Origin of the sequence: Marinobacter sp. SS21 (genome assembly GCF_028369065.1) — a bacterium.
Classification (GTDB): Bacteria; Pseudomonadota; Gammaproteobacteria; order Pseudomonadales; family Oleiphilaceae; genus Marinobacter.
In genome coordinates, this window is the sequence record NZ_JAQNDA010000006.1 from 196,139 (window position 1) to 211,131 (window position 14,993).

The following is a 14,993-nucleotide window of genomic DNA, read 5'->3' on the forward strand; positions in this document are numbered from 1 at the left end:
ACTCACTGCACGTTTTCCTGATCACCGAAACGGTCGGCGAACAGCGGTGATGACAGGTAGCGCTCCGCCGAATCCGGCAGCACCACCACGATGTTTTTGCCTTGATGCCGGGGCTGCTCGGCCACCTTGACCGCCGCCACCACCGCGGCGCCGCAGGACATGCCGCACAGGATGCCTTCTTCCTGCATCAGCCGGTGTGCCATGGCCATGGCGTCTTCCGCGCTCACTGTTTCAACCTGATCTACCAGTGTCAGGTCCAGGTTATTGGGCACGAAACCGGCGCCAATGCCCTGAATCTTGTGGGGAGCCGGTTTGGGTGTTTCACCCTGGAGGGTCTGTGTGATGATGGGCGATTCCACCGGCTCCACCGCCACCGAGGTGATCGCCTTGCCCTGGGTGTGTTTGATGTAGCGGGATACCCCGGTCAGGGTGCCGCCGGTACCGACGCCGGCGACGAAGACATCGATGGCGCCATCGGTGTCGTTCCAGATCTCCGGGCCGGTGGTCTGCTCATGGATCTGCGGATTGGCGGGGTTGTCGAACTGCTGCGGCAGGAAGTACTTGCCCGGTTCGGCCGCGGCGATCTCCTCGGCCTTGGCGATGGCCCCGGGCATGCCCTTGGCCGGTTCGGTCAGCACCAGCTCCGCGCCCAACGCCTTCAGCACCTTGCGACGTTCCAGGCTCATGGACGCCGGCATGGTCAACACCAGCGAGTAGCCGCGGGCGGCGGCCACATAGGCCAGGGCGATGCCGGTGTTGCCGCTGGTGGGCTCGATGATGGTCATGCCCGGCTTGAGCTCGCCACTTTTCTCCGCCGCCCAGATCATGGACGCGCCGATCCGGCATTTCACCGAGTAGGCCGGATTGCGGCCTTCAATTTTGGCCCAGATGGTGGCGCCGTTGTTCACTCGGTTGAGTTTCACCAATGGGGTGTTGCCAATAGACAGGGAGTTGTCGTCATAGATCCGTGGCATCGAAGTCTCCTAATGTTGTGGCGGCGGATGCGCGGTTTGCGTTGGCCGATGTTGGCACAGCGTACGGCAGGGAACGGTCCTGAGCCTACTTAAATCTAGCGCGCCGGGCAAATTTGGCCATGCCGTCAGCGTGTTAATAGCGAAGGCGAGCGGAAGGTATACGTGGCGGAGCGGGAAATGGATGAGCCGGCCGGCCGAGGGCGCGGCCGGTGGTATCAGCGCCAGCGGCTAAGGCAACCGTCAAGGAGCAGAAAGCGCCCGGTTTCCCGGCCCTGGCGCCGGTACACCCACCACTGGCCGTCGTGATGATCCGGATCCCCCAGGATATAGCGGACCTGATCGGCCGACAGCCCGCTCCGAACCTGTCGGCGTACCCGCAGGCGACGCAGCTCCGAAGACTGGATGTAGCCGGCCGGGCAGCCGGTGGCGCTGCGGTTGCCGGTGGCCGGCGGCGGCTGGTAGAACTCGACCTGGGTGCCGGTATCGAGCCGGCCGCCGGTGACCACCGGCGTCACGGTCACCGTGGCGGCGTCGGCTCCGCAGGGGTGGTCGGCAAAGACGGTGTGGCCGTCCTGCTGGCAGCGGTAGATGGTGGCGGACGAAACGGTGGGTAACATCAGTAGGGCACAAATCACCGCGACGGCGGTGCCCGGAGTATGAGTGCGCATCCTGCGTCTCCTGCCCAATCCTTGGGCGCAAGGGAAAAGAAATGAGTTAAGGCGGCGTTAGCTTACCTTGCGGCCGGTGTAGTCGGCAAAATCCGGTTTTCTGGGGCGGTGCTGGTCGTCGGTCATGTAGGCCGAGGTCAGCAGGAACTCGGCGGTGGCGCGATTGCAGGCCACCGGGATGTTCCACAGCGCGGCAATGCGCAGCAGCGCCTTGATGTCAGGGTCGTGGGGTTGGGGTTCCAGGGGATCCCAGAAGAATACCAGCAGGTCGATTTCGCCCTCGGCGATCTTGGCGCCGATCTGCTGGTCGCCGCCGAGCGGTCCGCTCAGCAGGCACTGGATATCATCCCGGCCCAGCCGTTCGGTGAGCAGGCGGCCGGTGGTGCCGGTGGCGTAGAGCGTGAGCGGGGCAAAACGGGTGTTGTTCTCGCAAACCCAGTCCACCAGTTCCTTTTTCTTGTTATCGTGGGCCACGAGGGCGACGGTCTTGACGGCCATGTAGGGTACAGTCTCCCGATTGGTGACGATGCATGATTGAGTCAGGTAGTCCAGTGTTTCACAACTGGCCGGGGGGTGAAACAGCCGCCGCGCTATTCCCGTCGCGCCATCTTGAGGAAGCGGTGATGGATGGCGCGGATACCGACGAACACGGCGATCACGATCAGCGGAATGGCGATGCCCAGCACCAGTGACTTGTTGAAGTGGAATCCGGCGTCATGGGCGGTCTCCATCACCAGCTTGAGCAGGCTGATCAGGTAGTAGCTGATGGCCACCACCGAAAAGCCTTCCACGGTGTGCTGCATCATCAGCTGGATCTTGGAGCGCCGATCCATGGAGCTGAGCAGTTGCTGGTTCTGGCTCTGGATTGCCAGCTCGACCCGGGTGCGCATCATGTCGGAGGCGCGGTCCACCCGCCGGGACAGGTCTTCCAGGCGGTCGCTCACCGACTCGCAGGTCTTTACCGCCGGGGTCAGCCGCCGGGTCATGAACTCGGTGATGGTGAGGTGGCCGGAGAGTTCGTCTTCCCGCAGCTCCTCCAATCGGGTCAGCACCAGCCGGTGGTAGGCGCGGGTGGCGGAGAAACGGAAGCTGGCATGGGCGCGGAAGGCCTCGATGCGGGCGGCGATGTTGGTCAGCTCGGCGAGGATCTGCTGTTCGTCGAGCTGCTGGTTGTCCGCCAGGGCCTGGGTGATGACCGCCAGCTGCTGATCCATGTCGTTCAGGTTGGGGGTGATCTCCCGCGCCCGGGGCAGGGCCAGCAGCGACATCAAGCGGTAGGTCTCGATTTCGATCAGGCGCTGGGTCAGCCGGCCCAGCTGACTGTCGGACAGGCTGCGATTCAACACCATGAAACGGCCGCAGCCGTCGCTGTGCAGCCTGAAACTGCCCCACACCCGGGCCTTGCCTTCCTGCGGACTGCTGCCCACCAGACGCTGGCCCTCAAACCAGGGCCGCACCAGCGCCAGATCGGTGTCCGGGCCGTTGTCCACCCGCTGCAGGTCCAGATGGAACGCCGCCACCACGGTGCCCGCCAGGCGCTCCAGCCAACCCGCGGGCAGCGGTGAGATGCCAGTGTGCTCGAAGGGGCGGTGGTCGTTACCCTGCGCCAGGTCAATGAAGGTGTAGGAGGCGAACTCCATGTGCAACTCGCGGCGCACCCGCAGGTTGCCGAAGGTCTTCTCGAAACAGCTGACTTCCTCCTCCGGCGCCGGGAAACCCAGCAACAGGTGCAGCTCCTGCAGGTGGCGGAACTGTTCCCGACTCTGCTCGGTGGTGGTCAGCAGGGCGATGTGGGTCACCTTGGCCGGGCAGGGCAGCACCTGGAACGGCCGCGAGTGCAGTTCGTTATAGAGCTCGTCGCGTAATGGATGAATCGTCGGCGGTAGCGACGGCGAGCAAATGCCGGCTTCCTTGAGGTCGGACATAGGGGTACGGCCTGTGCTGGTTGTGATCCTTTCGACCATAAGCGATCCCGGTGGCGGCCTGAAGACGACCACCGTCGTAAGACTTTATGGCAAGGGCGGAGTTGATCAGAGGCTCCCTAGGGCAATGCCTCCTGACTGACAAGCGCCAACACCGGTTCAGGTCTTGGGCAGTCGCACACTGAAAACCACGCCATCGTCGGTGTTTCGGGCCTGGGCGCGACCCTGGTGGTGTTCGGCAATCAGTCGCACGATCAACAGCCCCTGACCCAGATGGCCCTCGCCGCTGCCGGCCCGCAGGGACACAAACGGGCTGAACAGTTCGCTACTGAGGTGGTCAGGCAGTTGGGAACCCTCGTTGTAGACCGACAGTGACCAGGCGCTGCCCAGGTCATCCAATTGCACCTCGATTCGTCCCCCGCTCGGGGTGAAGTCGCGGGCATTGTCCACCAGCTTGTCCAGCAGCTGCACCAGCATTTCCGGCGCACCGTCCAGCGGGCAGCCGGCGGCGGGGCCACGATAGCCGATACGGTGGTCCGGGTCGAGCGCCTGATAGGCGCCGGCGGCCTGGGCGGCGACGTCCGCCAGATCGAAACGTTCGTGTTCGGCGCGATCGAAGCTCTGCTCCAGCCGTGCCGCTTCGCTCATGCCCTGGAGGATCTGGCTGAGCCGGTCGGTGGCCTGGCGGATGCGCTCCAGATAGGCCTGTTGGGCATCGTTGGGTTGGCTGTGGCGGAGGTTGTCGAGCGATGACCGGGCGATGGCGATAGGGGTCTTGAGTTCATGGGACAGCCGGCGGGAGAAGCTCTCCAGGTATTGGGTATAGCCCTGAAGTTGTTCAATCATCTGGCTGAAGCGCCGGGACAAATCGCCGAGCTCGTCACCGGCGCGGGACAGCGGCAGCGCGGCGACGATGCGGCCGTCGTCATCGACACTGGCGTCGACCGCCCGTTGCAGCCGGGTGATGCGCCAGGACAGCCAGCTCGAATAACCCAGCAATACCAGCATCAACATCACCACCAGCAAGGTGCTGCGGGCGATGACGGTGCCCAGGGCCGAGCCCGCCAGGGTGAGCAGCTGATCGAGGGATTGGTGCAACAGCAGCGTGCGGCCATCCGGCAGCGGTGCGGACACCAACAGACCCGAGCCGGCGCCGGTTCGCACCAGGCCGCCCTCGGGAAGCCTGTCCACCGGCTGCTGGCTGGCGTCGATGGGCCAAGGCCGGGGTGGGGGCTGGTAAAACCGCACCAGGGAGCGCAGGCCGTTGAGACTGATCTGCTCGACGATCTGCAGTGGGCTCAGCCGGGCGAAATCCAGATCGGCCTCGGTGGAGGCGACCAGCGCGCTGGCTTCCACCCAACCGGCCGGATTGAGCACCACGAAACGCTGGCCGGGGGCGAGGTAGGGCGTCAGCCGGTGCTCCACGGCGGGCAGCCGGGTCACCAGCATAGGTAACGGTTCGAGTCCGGGACCGCTGGCGGGTACGTCGGTCTCGCCGGTTTCCACGGCGAAGCCGAAGCGGCCGCCAGCTTCGGGTCGGGGCAGGCGAAGTTCCAGCTGGTAGCCACGGCCGTGGGCCTGCCAGACGCCACTGATGCGGTAGTCTGGTTGGGGGGCGAGCGTGGGCAGCCAGCCCACCACCGGCCCGGGCGCGGGGGTGCGAATGATGCGCTCGACCCGTTGGCCGTTGTTGTCCCAGGCCAGCCGCACCTGCTCGTGGCGATGATCGGGGCGGCTTGGATCGAAGTAGCGGGGGGCGTGACGCTGGACCTGAAGCAACAGGTACAGGTGATCCTGATCCACCGCGGCTTGCCAGCTAACCGGTTCCGCAGGCGCGGCGCGGTCGCTGCTGGCGTCCTCGTAACCGGGCCAATCGTCGGCGTAGCCGTCCAGGTTCAGGCGCTGGCTCAGGTTGCCGGCGTAGACGGTGGCGGTGTCAGGTCCCGGTGCCATGACCTCATACAGCAACGGGCGGGCAGCGCCGGCCATGCGCTGTGCCTGGTTCTGCAGCTGGCCCTGGGCCTGCTGGCGCAGGGCCGCGTCCAGCTCCAGTACGAACTGCAGGCCCAGCCAGGGGATCAGCAGAGTCAACAGGCTGGCGATGAGCAGTTGGCGTCTCAGGTTCAACGGTCAGGCCTCATGGGCGTTCCAGCGGTAACCCATGCCGTAGGCGGTCTGAATGCCGTCGAAGGCGGGATCGAGGTGCTGGAACTTGCGGCGAATGCGCTTGATGTGGGAGGTCACCGTATTGTCGTCCAGTACCGTACTGGCGGCAGACATCAGCTGGTCCCGATTGCGCACATGGCCGGGGTGTCTGGCCAGCGCGTGCAGCATCCAGAACTCGGTCACTGTGAGTTCCACCGGCTGACCGTCCCAGGCGGCGGTCATGCGGTCGACGTTCATCACCAGGCGGCCCCGTTGCAGCAGCTCGTCCGGTTGCTGTAACGACTCGGTCCAGGCGTCGGCCCGCCGCAGCAAGGCGGTGATGCGGGCCAGCAGGTGGTCCAGGCTCATGTCCTTGCTGACGTAGTCGTCGGCCCCCAGGCGCAAACCGTGGACCGTGTCCACATCGCTGTCCCGGGCGGTGAGGAAGATGATGGGCAGGGTGGGCGACAGCTGTCTCAGGTCCTGGCACAGCTGGAAGCCGCCATCGGCTTCCTCGCCCAGGCCAACGTCGATGATGGCCAGCTCCGGCAGCCCGGTACGCAGGGCGCGAAAGGCCTGCTGGCGGTCGCCGTAGGCGGAGACCCGGTAGCCTCGACGCTCGAAGGCATCGCGGTAATTTTCGCGGATCGCCACTTCGTCTTCGATGAGGGCAAGGTGTCGCTTCATAAGCGGGTTTCCCGTTGAATTCAATGGCTTCTATTTAACCACGCCGGCCGGACACCACAAGCAATGAGGGCCGATTTGCCACAATTGATCACTTTCTGGCGAGCGGGTTGCCAGATTATGTCACTGCAACGCCGTTTCCGGGCGGTGAAATGGGAGGAGATCCCATCTCAACCCAAGGAACCGGACCATGATACCCACAATGTGCTTGTCTGCGGTGCCCTCTCGCGATCCCCGCCCCAGCCCCCGCCGCTTGGTGCACCGGGCTGTCCATCGATGGCTGGAGAGCATCAGCCTGTGGCTGGCGGTGTTGCTGCTACTGTTTGTTCATCCGCTGTATGCGGAGGCGATGGAACTGGAAACGGAAGGCACCGGCGCCTTCCACTTTGTCGGCGCCGATGGCCAATGGCAGGAGCCCGCCACCCTGTTGACCACCGACTACCGGGTCACGGTCAGCGGGTTGATCGCCGATACCGTGCTGCGCCAGCGCTTCGCCAACACCGGCCAGCAATGGCGGGAGGGGGTGTTTGTGTTTCCGCTGCCGGCAGACGCCAGTGTCTATGGTCTGACCATGATCGCCGGCGAGCGGGTGATCGAAGGGCAGATCCACACCCGCCAGGACGCCACCCGGCAATACGAGCAGGCCCGGGCGGAAGGCCGCCAGGCCGCCAGGGTGGAGCAGCAACGTGCCAACCTGTTCACCACGTACCTGGCCAACATCCCGCCGGGCGAGGCGGTGACCGTGGAGCTGCGCTACCAGCAGGCGGTGCGTTATCAGTCCGGGCAATTTGAGCTACGTCTGCCCACCACGCTGACGCCCCGTTACATGCCGGGCCAGCCGCTGGCCAATCGCGCCACAAGCTGGCAGGGCGGCTGGGCCACGCCAACCACCGAGGTGCCCGATGCCGACAAGATCAGTCCGTTCACGGTGCGCCCGCAGGAGGTCGGTGCCGGCAGTCACCTGGCCCAGGTTGCCCTGACCCTGAACGCGGGTCTGCCCATCGCCCAGGTCACCAGCCCCAGTCACCGTCTGCTCAGTACTTGGGAGGGCGACACCGTCCTGGTCACGCCGGCACAGGGGGCCTTGGTGATGGACCGAGACCTGGTGGTGCGCTGGTCCCCGCAGCGGGGGCAGGCGCCGTCGGCGGCGCTGTTTCACGAGCGCTTTGATGGCGAGGACTACCTGCTGGCGATGCTGGTGCCAGGGCAGGCGCCACGACAATCGCTGCCGCGGGAGCTGGTGTTCGTGATCGACACCTCCGGCTCCATGGCCGGCACCTCCATTCGTCAGGCCCAGGCGTCATTGCTGCGCGGCCTCGATACTCTGACCGCCGCCGACCGCTTCAACGTCATCCAGTTCAACAGCCAGACCCAGGCCCTGTTCCCCTCGGCCAAACCGGCGGACGCGGTCAACCTGGCTCGGGCCCGGCGCTATGTGCAGGCATTGGAGGCCAACGGCGGCACCGAAATGGCGCCGGCCCTGGCCGCGGCCCTGGTGGCCACTCACCACGGTGACCTCTCGCAGGAGCTGGTGCGTCAGGTGGTGTTCATCACCGACGGGGCGGTGGGCAACGAGCAGCGGTTGTTTGCTCAGATCAGTGACCAGCTAGGCGACAGCCGCCTGTTTACCGTTGGCATCGGCTCCGCCCCCAATATGCATTTCATGCGTGAAGCGGCCCGCTACGGTCGCGGCAGCTATACCGCCATCAATGACCTGGGCGCCCTGTCGGAGCCGCTGGACCAGCTGTTCGGCAAGATGGAGTCGCCGGTGATGACGGCGATCCAGAGCCAATGGCCGGCCGGCACCGAAGCCCAGGCGGTGCTGCCGCAACGCCCCGGGGACCTGTTCCTGGGCGAGCCGTTGATTCAGGTGATCCGTGGCCAGGGCGCGGAGGGTGACGTCACCGCCTCGGGTCGGCTGGCGGATGGCAGCCAGTGGCAGCAGACCCTGGCGCTGTCCCAGGCGGCGCCGGGCCGGGGACTGCACCGTTACTGGGCGCGGCAGAAGATCGACAGTCTGCTGGATGAGAGCCTGTCTGGCCAGACCGGCGAATCGACCCGGGCGGCGGTGATCGAATTGGGCCTGCGGCATCAACTGGTCACCCCCTACACCAGTTTCGTCGCCGTGGACAAGACCCCGGTGCGAGCACCGGACGAGGCTCTGGCGACAGAACAGGTGCCGACACTGAAGCCCCATGGCACCACCGCCGGTATGCTGCGCTATCCGCAAACCGCCACCTGGTCGCCGCTGCTACTGGCGCTGGGGCTGTTGGGGCTGATGGGCTCGGCGGTGGCGCAGCTGTGGCAGCGGAGGGCGCGGGGGTGAACCGGTTGATCGGACTGGCCTTAATGGCGTCGCTGTTGACCCTGGCCACGGGGCTGTGGATTCCCGCCAAGGCGTTGTTGGCCCAGGAGCTGCTGGAACTGGCCTGGGCCGAGAGCCAGGCGCGGCAATCCGCCGCCCGGCCTTGGCCCTGGGCCGATACCTGGCCGGTGGCGCGGCTGGCGCTGCCGGAGACCGGGCATAGCTGGATCGTGATGGACGGTGTACACGGCGAGAGCCTCGCCTTCGGGCCCGGCCGGATGGCCGGGACCGACCCGGCATCGGGGCCGGTGATGATCGCCGGCCACCGGGATACCCATTTCCGCGCCCTGGAACGGATCGACACCGGCACCCGGGTGGACCTGCAGGGTCGAGATGGCCAATGGCAGCAGTACCGGGTCTCCGGCATCCGGGTGGTGGACAGTCGCCGCGAGGGCATCGACCTGGCCAGGTTACCAGCGGATCGACTCTTGCTGGTGACCTGCTACCCGTTTGACAGCCTCAACAGCAATGGCCCGCTGCGCTACGTCGTCGAGGCCGAACGGGTAGCTGCGCAGTGGGCGCCGAGCCCGCCCAAGGGCGCGCACAAGCCAACGGACACCTGAGACAATTTGGCGTACACTTGGGCGCCCAGAGTTGTTGAAACAGGTTATCGCCATGGGATTCCTTCGCAAATTTCTGGCCTGGCTGATGGTGCCGGTGCTTTGTCTGGTCGGCCTGGTTATCTGTCTGGCCCGGCCGTTCAATCCGGATAACACTCGCATCGTCGGGCGCATGCTGGCTGTGGTCGGGCGCTGGGTACTGGGTATGGAGCGGCCGTTGTCCGGCCGTGACAACCTGCCCTGGGACCGGCGTACGGTCATCATCGCCAACCACCAGCATAATGAAGACCTGTTCGTCTTTGGTGACCTGGTGCCGCCGCGTACGGTCACCATCGGCAAGTCGGCGCTGATCTGGGCGCCGGTGTTCGGCCAGGTGTACTGGTTGGCGGGCAACGTGCTGATCAATCGTGCCCGCTCCCACAAGGCGGTGGCGGTGATGCAGACCACCAGCGATGCCATTACTCGTGAAAACAAGGGCTTGTGGATCTTCCCTGAGGGCACCCGCAGTCATGGCCTGGAGCTGGGCCGGTTCAAGAAGGGGGCCTTTCACGCCGCGGTCACCTCCGGCGCCCCCATCACCATGATCTGCGCCGGCGTCTACCGTGGCCTGTGCAACGGCCCGGCCGGTCGCCATGAGCCGGTGGCCGTGCGCGTCCTGCCGCCGGTTGAAACCAAAGGTCTTGGCATCGACGATATCCCCCGTCTGATGGAACAGTGCCGTCAGCAGATGGAGGAGACCATCGAGGCGTTATCGTATTGATAGTCGGTTAGTGCAGCCCTCGCGGTGGCGTCGTGACCGCGTCTGGTGAAATGCATTTGGCCACGGGCCGTTGAATAGAGTGGAGGATAAGGATAATGAACCTGATTCTGTTTTTGATCATTGGCGGTGTTGCCGGCTGGCTGGCAGGCCTGATCATGAAGGGCCGGGGCTTCGGCGTGCTGGCCAATGTCGGCATCGGCATTGTTGGCTCCTTCATTGGCGGTATTCTGTTTCGCCTGCTAGGACTGGCCTCCCAGGGTGCGGTGGGGGAACTGGTGACTGCCACCGTCGGCGCGGTGTTGCTGTTGGCCATTGTCGGTAAGCTGAAGAAGGGTTAACCATGATTCTGCCGGTAACTGCGGTGTATGCCAGTGTCTGCGCCATCTTGCTGATTATCTTGTCCTACCGGGTGACCAGCTTCCGGCGGCGCTATAAGCAGGGTCTGGGGGTGAACGAGGACCGGGATTTCGAGGCGGCGGTGCGCACTCAGGCCAACTTTACCGAATATGCCCCGATGGCGCTGATCCTGCTGGCCCTGGGTGAGCTCAACGGCGTGGCCGTGGGCTGGATTCATGGGCTGGGACTGATGTTCGTGCTGGGGCGAATCCTGCATGCCTGGGGCATGGTGCAAGGTCGCGGTGGCGCCCACATGGGCCGATTTTACGGCACCATCCTGAGCTGGCTGGCGCTGTTGTCGCTGGCGGTGGCGGTGCTGCTGAATGTCGTTCTGAGTAACGTCTAGGAACCTGCCACGCAACTTCTACGCAATTGCCAAGCCCCTTCTACGGTAACGGCTGAGCGCCTTCTCGGGAACGGCCAAGACTTGGGGGGGCAGCGTCCGAACCGGTGCCGCGGAGAGCAGTCCCACTCCGCGGCCGGTGCCTCTGGTGGTGTTACTGCGCCTTGGCCATCTGGGCGCTGAGGTATTCCAGCTCCAGGCGCCGGTTGGCGGCGTGATCCTCGGGGCGCGCCAACGGCCGGCTGCTGCCCCAGCCGGTAACCTGAATCTGCGACTCCCGCACACCCTCCGCCTTTAACAGCTTCGCCGTCGCGCTGGCCCGCAGCCGGGACAGGAAGGTGTTGTAGTCCTGCGGTCCAAAACGGTCGGTGTGGCCGTGAATCCGCACCGTGACTTCCGGATGCGCCATCAGGTAGGCGGCGTGCTGGCGCAGAATGGCGGTGTCTTCCTCATTTAGCTGATGTTTGTCGAAACCGTAGTGAAAGCGCAGTCGATGGGGGCGGCGAGTGGCCTCCGCCATGGTCTCGACCGACAGCACGGGGTGGCTTTCCAGCAGCGCCGCCTTGGCCTGCAATTCCGGATTGTCCAGTACGAGAATGGTCATTGCTGCTTCCTCCGTCAGGGGTTCCGCTAATTCTTGTTGTTGCCTCACACTATTGGTGGTCGCTGGAGCGTAGGCAATAGGCGATTGGTCGATAGTCGGGGTGACTTCGGTCGTAGTTTCGGTTCGGGTCTGGGAGACCTCCACCGCCGGCGTTAGCGTTTGACTGCTGCAGCCGACCAGTCCCCCGAGTAGCAATCCGCTGCACAGGGTAAGCCAACGGGGCGGGACTGATTGAACGTGATTGCTGTGAACATTGTATGACAGTGGGTCCATAACTGAGTACTCCGGTTCTGTGATGGCGCTCACCTGGGTGAGTCTCAGAACCTATTTCAGCGCGAAAAGTTGGCCTTACTGTGCTAAAAAACTCACTGACCCTGACCGATTGTGATGAATTGTGATCCCCGATGCTGATCATTCCCGCCGAAAACGCCATTAACTGGAAGCAGCCGCCCTGGATGACCCTGGGCCTGATGCTGGCCTGCCTGCTGGTCTTTGTGTTCTACCAGAGCGGCGACACCCGATTGATGACCCAGGCCGTGGAGCGCTATCTGGCAGCGGATCTGCTTGAGCTGGAGGCGCCGGTCTATGAGGACTACCTGCAGCGGGAAGTGCGCCTGCACGGCGAGTCGGCCCGGGTGTATGACTTGCAGGCCTTTCAGCAGGCCAGGGCGGGGGGCGAGCACTTCGTCATGGCCGTGACCCTGCTCAGCGATCCGGAGTTCTATCATTACCAACAAGAGAACCGGGCCATCCTCTGGCCCAGCGCCGCGCGCCAGCACTGGCTGGAACAGCGCAGGCCGATCCAGGACGAGTTGATCGCCCGGCTCAGTGCGTTCGAACTGGGGCTGGTGCCGGCAGAGCTATCCCCCGCCACCCTGATTGCCTACCAGTTCCTCCACGGCGGTTGGGGGCACCTGATCGGCAACCTGGTGATCCTGTTCCTGCTCGGCTTCACCGTGGAAAAGGCCCTGGGGCCGGGGCGCTACCTGTTGGCGTATCTGGTGTGCGGGGTGGTCTCTGGCCTGGTGTTTTGCCTCTTTTCGCTGGGCAGCCGGGTGCCGCTGGTGGGCGCCTCCAGTGCCATTTCCGGGCTGATGGGCATGTACGTCGCCATCTATGGCGCGCAGCGCATCCGGTTCTTCTACTTCGTGGGGGTCTACTTCAACTACTTTCGGGCGCCGGCGCTGGCGCTGCTGCCGGTATGGCTGGCCAAGGAAATCTACGACTACTGGTTCGCCGGTGCCACCGGCATTGCCTACATGGCCCATGCCGGTGGCCTGGTGGCGGGAGCGGCGATCATCCTGGCGCTGGGCCGCAGCTGGCTACAGGTACGGGAATCGTTTTTCGAGCCGGAAGTGGACGTGCAGGATGAGCAGTTCACCAGCGACTATGCCCAGGCGATGACGAGCCTCGGCCGCATGGACTTCGCCGTCGCCCGGCGTCAGTTCCAGGTCCTGCAGCAGCGCTACCCAGACCGGCTTATTCTGCAGGAGCATCTATACCAGTTGGCCAAGCTCCGACCCGATCAGGAGGATTATCGTGACCAGGCGCGGCAATTGATGGCGGCGGCCCTCAGTGCCAGGCAGCCGGAGCGCATGGTTGCGGTTTGGCAGGAATATCTGGCGGAAGGCGAGACCCACCACCCGCTGGCGGCGGACGATCACAGCCGGATTCTGTTTGCCTGTCTGCGCTCCGGGGATCTGAAGGCCGCGGAGAAAGCGTTCGAACGGCTCCGCAGCAGCGACGACCGGGTGCTGCTGGAGGAGGCCGGCCATCTGATCATCGAGGAATTCGAGAAACGGCAGATGGGTCCGAAAGCCCGTCATTACCGTGAGCTACTGGAAGCGCACTGACCCTGGGGTGGTGCGCTCGGCGGCGTTATTCAGCTCCTCTTAGTCAGCCTTTGTGATCAGCCCCTCTTAATCACCCCCTCTTAATCACCCAATGAGAAGCTGGCTCGTGGTTCCTTGAGGGGCTCCTGCCTGGCGGCCTGTTGCAAGTAGCCGGCCACGTGTCGATGCAGCGGGTGATCGGTGCAGCGCCGTTGGACGAAGGTCAGGAACGCGGTCGCCTTTTCCCACTGAGCCAGGCCGTTGGCCATGACCTGGGCCGCCAGGAGGTAGGCGGGGGCCAGCTGCTCGCTGTCGGGATAACGCTTGTGGAACTCCTTCAGCAGCATCAGCGCCTTGCGATACTCGCCCCGGGCATACAGGCAGCGGGCGCAGCGCACCGCCAGCTCGGGATCGTCGAGCCGGAAGTTGGGCTCGACCGATTCGATGGCGTCCAGCAGCTCGGTGATGCCGGCGGCGTCGTGGCGATCCGCCAGCCAGGTGAGCAGTTGGGGGCTGTGGCGGTGCAGCTCGCGGTGCTTGCCGCGGGCGCTCAGCAGCCGGTACAGTTGCTCGAGTCGGAGCGGGCTGTTGGGGTCCTGCTTCAGTGCGGTCTTGATCAGGCTCTCGGCCCGGTCGTAGTTGCCGTCCTTGAGGTCCATGTCGAGATCGGCGTCCAGTCGGTCGCCCCGGTTGCGAGCCGCATCCTCCCCGGCTTCAAGTCCGGTTTCCTGGAGATCGCTGGCAAAGCCGAGCTCCTCCTGATACTGGAACAGCAGATAGCCCAGCATGTGAAAGAGAATGAGGGTGAAGGTGCTGTTGAGGAAGCCCGCCAGCGGCAGGGAAATCCAGGTGTCGAAGTGCTGCAGGGCGAACTCCTGGGCGGCTCCCGACGCCAGCGTCAGCAGTACCAGGTAACCGTAGAGCAGGAAATAGGGCCAGCCGATGCGGGAAATCAGCGTCATCAGATTGAGCGGATTGACGGCGGCCCCCACCGACCGTTCCATCGCCAGCACCATGATGCTGGCGGGCAGCGTTAACACCACCAGCGCCATCGCCACGAACGCCAACAAGGGCCCGCCAACAAAGCCGGCGGCACCGATCAAGGCGCCCAGCAGGACGAACACCAGCAGCTGCTGCAGCGCAATGGCGAAGCCCTCGCCGGAAAACGCCACCGCCAATGGCGGCGGCCGCATATGGCCTTCGGCGGTGTGGTTGATCACCGCATAGGTGTACTTGAGCAGGGCCAGGAACAGCACCAGACTGATCGCCAGGCCGATCAGATTGGCCGACAGCACCAGCGGCACCAGGGTGCAGATGGCGATCACCAGCAGCGGGTCGAGATGAAACGGGTACCGGAAAAACGCCCCCAACCGGTTCCAGAACGGCACGGCTTCCGTGGCCGCGCCCAGATAACGCATGACCCGGTTGCACTTGGGGCAGAGGCCGTGTTTGCGGTGGCTGTCGGCGTTCGGCATGCAGCGGCCGCAATAATGGATTTGGCACTCGTTACAGTGCCACTTGGCCGGCTCGGCGGGGTGGTAATGACAGTCGTGTTTCACGGTGGCGTTGGGATCGTTGGGTCAGTCGGTGAACGGCGCTACGCCGATGATGGCTTTCATCATTGCAGAAGGGCTGCAGGGTCGCCAGCGTTGGCGCGCAAAAATGCGAGCTGGGGCGGGTGGCGGGATAGAGAAATCGCAGGATGGAAGGATGGCTGGGGCAACCCAGGGCGCGAGCGCC

At 64.6% G+C, this 14,993-nt stretch carries 14 protein-coding genes; 6 read left to right on the plus strand and 8 right to left on the minus strand.

Annotated elements, in window-relative coordinates; genetic code table 11:
• Positions 1 to 2 precede the first annotated feature (2 nt).
• The 6 genes from cysK to pdsR all read right to left on the minus strand — a co-directional run bounded on the left by cysK (position 3) and on the right by pdsR (position 6,396).
• Complete coding sequence (cysK, locus tag N6L25_RS10225; RefSeq protein ID WP_271979857.1) at positions 3 to 974, minus strand: cysteine synthase A; 972 nt, start codon at positions 972 to 974, stop codon at positions 3 to 5.
• 215 nt (positions 975 to 1,189) lie between these two features.
• Positions 1,190 to 1,642 carry a DUF4124 domain-containing protein gene (locus tag N6L25_RS10230; protein WP_271979859.1) on the minus strand — a complete coding sequence of 151 codons (453 nt, stop codon included), beginning with the start codon at positions 1,640 to 1,642 and terminating at the stop codon, positions 1,190 to 1,192.
• A gap of 57 nt (positions 1,643 to 1,699) precedes the next feature.
• Positions 1,700 to 2,140: a methylglyoxal synthase gene (locus tag N6L25_RS10235; protein ID WP_271979861.1), complete on the minus strand. Its 441-nt coding sequence runs from the start codon at positions 2,138 to 2,140 to the stop codon at positions 1,700 to 1,702.
• 92 nt (positions 2,141 to 2,232) lie between these two features.
• Entirely contained in the window at positions 2,233 to 3,567 is a 1,335-nt protein-coding gene (locus N6L25_RS10240) for a DUF3422 family protein (RefSeq protein WP_271979864.1), read from the minus strand.
• 156 nt (positions 3,568 to 3,723) lie between these two features.
• The gene (locus tag N6L25_RS10245) at positions 3,724 to 5,691 is read right to left on the minus strand and encodes an ATP-binding protein (protein WP_271979866.1); all 1,968 of its coding nucleotides are present in this window, start codon (positions 5,689 to 5,691) and stop codon (positions 3,724 to 3,726) included.
• Between the two features lie 3 nt (positions 5,692 to 5,694).
• Entirely contained in the window at positions 5,695 to 6,396 is a 702-nt protein-coding gene (gene pdsR / locus N6L25_RS10250; protein ID WP_271979868.1) for a proteobacterial dedicated sortase system response regulator, read from the minus strand.
• Positions 6,397 to 6,583: 187 nt separating this feature from the next.
• On the opposite strand from pdsR, the gene N6L25_RS10255 reads away from it, so the two are divergent.
• From N6L25_RS10255 to N6L25_RS10275, 5 genes are all read left to right on the plus strand, one after another.
• Positions 6,584 to 8,719, plus strand: a complete 2,136-nt coding sequence (locus N6L25_RS10255) for a marine proteobacterial sortase target protein (RefSeq protein ID WP_271979870.1) — start codon at positions 6,584 to 6,586, stop codon at positions 8,717 to 8,719.
• A complete protein-coding gene (locus tag N6L25_RS10260) occupies positions 8,716 to 9,321 on the plus strand; it encodes a class GN sortase (protein ID WP_271979872.1) in 606 nt (201 codons plus the stop codon). Before N6L25_RS10255 ends, N6L25_RS10260 begins: the two co-directional genes overlap by 4 nt.
• A 52-nt stretch (positions 9,322 to 9,373) precedes the next feature.
• Positions 9,374 to 10,078 carry a lysophospholipid acyltransferase family protein gene (locus N6L25_RS10265; RefSeq protein ID WP_271979874.1) on the plus strand — a complete coding sequence of 235 codons (705 nt, stop codon included), beginning with the start codon at positions 9,374 to 9,376 and terminating at the stop codon, positions 10,076 to 10,078.
• 95 nt (positions 10,079 to 10,173) lie between these two features.
• The gene (locus tag N6L25_RS10270; RefSeq protein ID WP_271979877.1) at positions 10,174 to 10,416 is read left to right on the plus strand and encodes a GlsB/YeaQ/YmgE family stress response membrane protein; all 243 of its coding nucleotides are present in this window, start codon (positions 10,174 to 10,176) and stop codon (positions 10,414 to 10,416) included.
• 2 nt (positions 10,417 to 10,418) lie between these two features.
• Positions 10,419 to 10,820, plus strand: coding sequence for an MAPEG family protein (locus N6L25_RS10275; protein WP_271979879.1), 402 nt, complete (start codon positions 10,419 to 10,421; stop codon positions 10,818 to 10,820).
• Positions 10,821 to 10,971: 151 nt separating this feature from the next.
• On the opposite strand, the gene N6L25_RS10280 is transcribed toward N6L25_RS10275, so the two are convergent.
• The gene (locus N6L25_RS10280) at positions 10,972 to 11,421 is read right to left on the minus strand and encodes an OmpA family protein (RefSeq protein ID WP_271979881.1); all 450 of its coding nucleotides are present in this window, start codon (positions 11,419 to 11,421) and stop codon (positions 10,972 to 10,974) included.
• Positions 11,422 to 11,825: 404 nt separating this feature from the next.
• On the opposite strand from N6L25_RS10280, the gene N6L25_RS10285 reads away from it, so the two are divergent.
• Complete coding sequence (locus N6L25_RS10285) at positions 11,826 to 13,274, plus strand: rhomboid family intramembrane serine protease (protein ID WP_271979883.1); 1,449 nt, start codon at positions 11,826 to 11,828, stop codon at positions 13,272 to 13,274.
• 80 nt (positions 13,275 to 13,354) lie between these two features.
• Here N6L25_RS10285 and N6L25_RS10290 read toward each other — a convergent pair whose 3' ends face one another.
• Positions 13,355 to 14,812 (minus strand): tetratricopeptide repeat protein, encoded by a 1,458-nt coding sequence (locus N6L25_RS10290; protein WP_271979885.1) that lies wholly within the window; start codon positions 14,810 to 14,812, stop codon positions 13,355 to 13,357.
• Positions 14,813 to 14,993 lie beyond the last annotated feature (181 nt).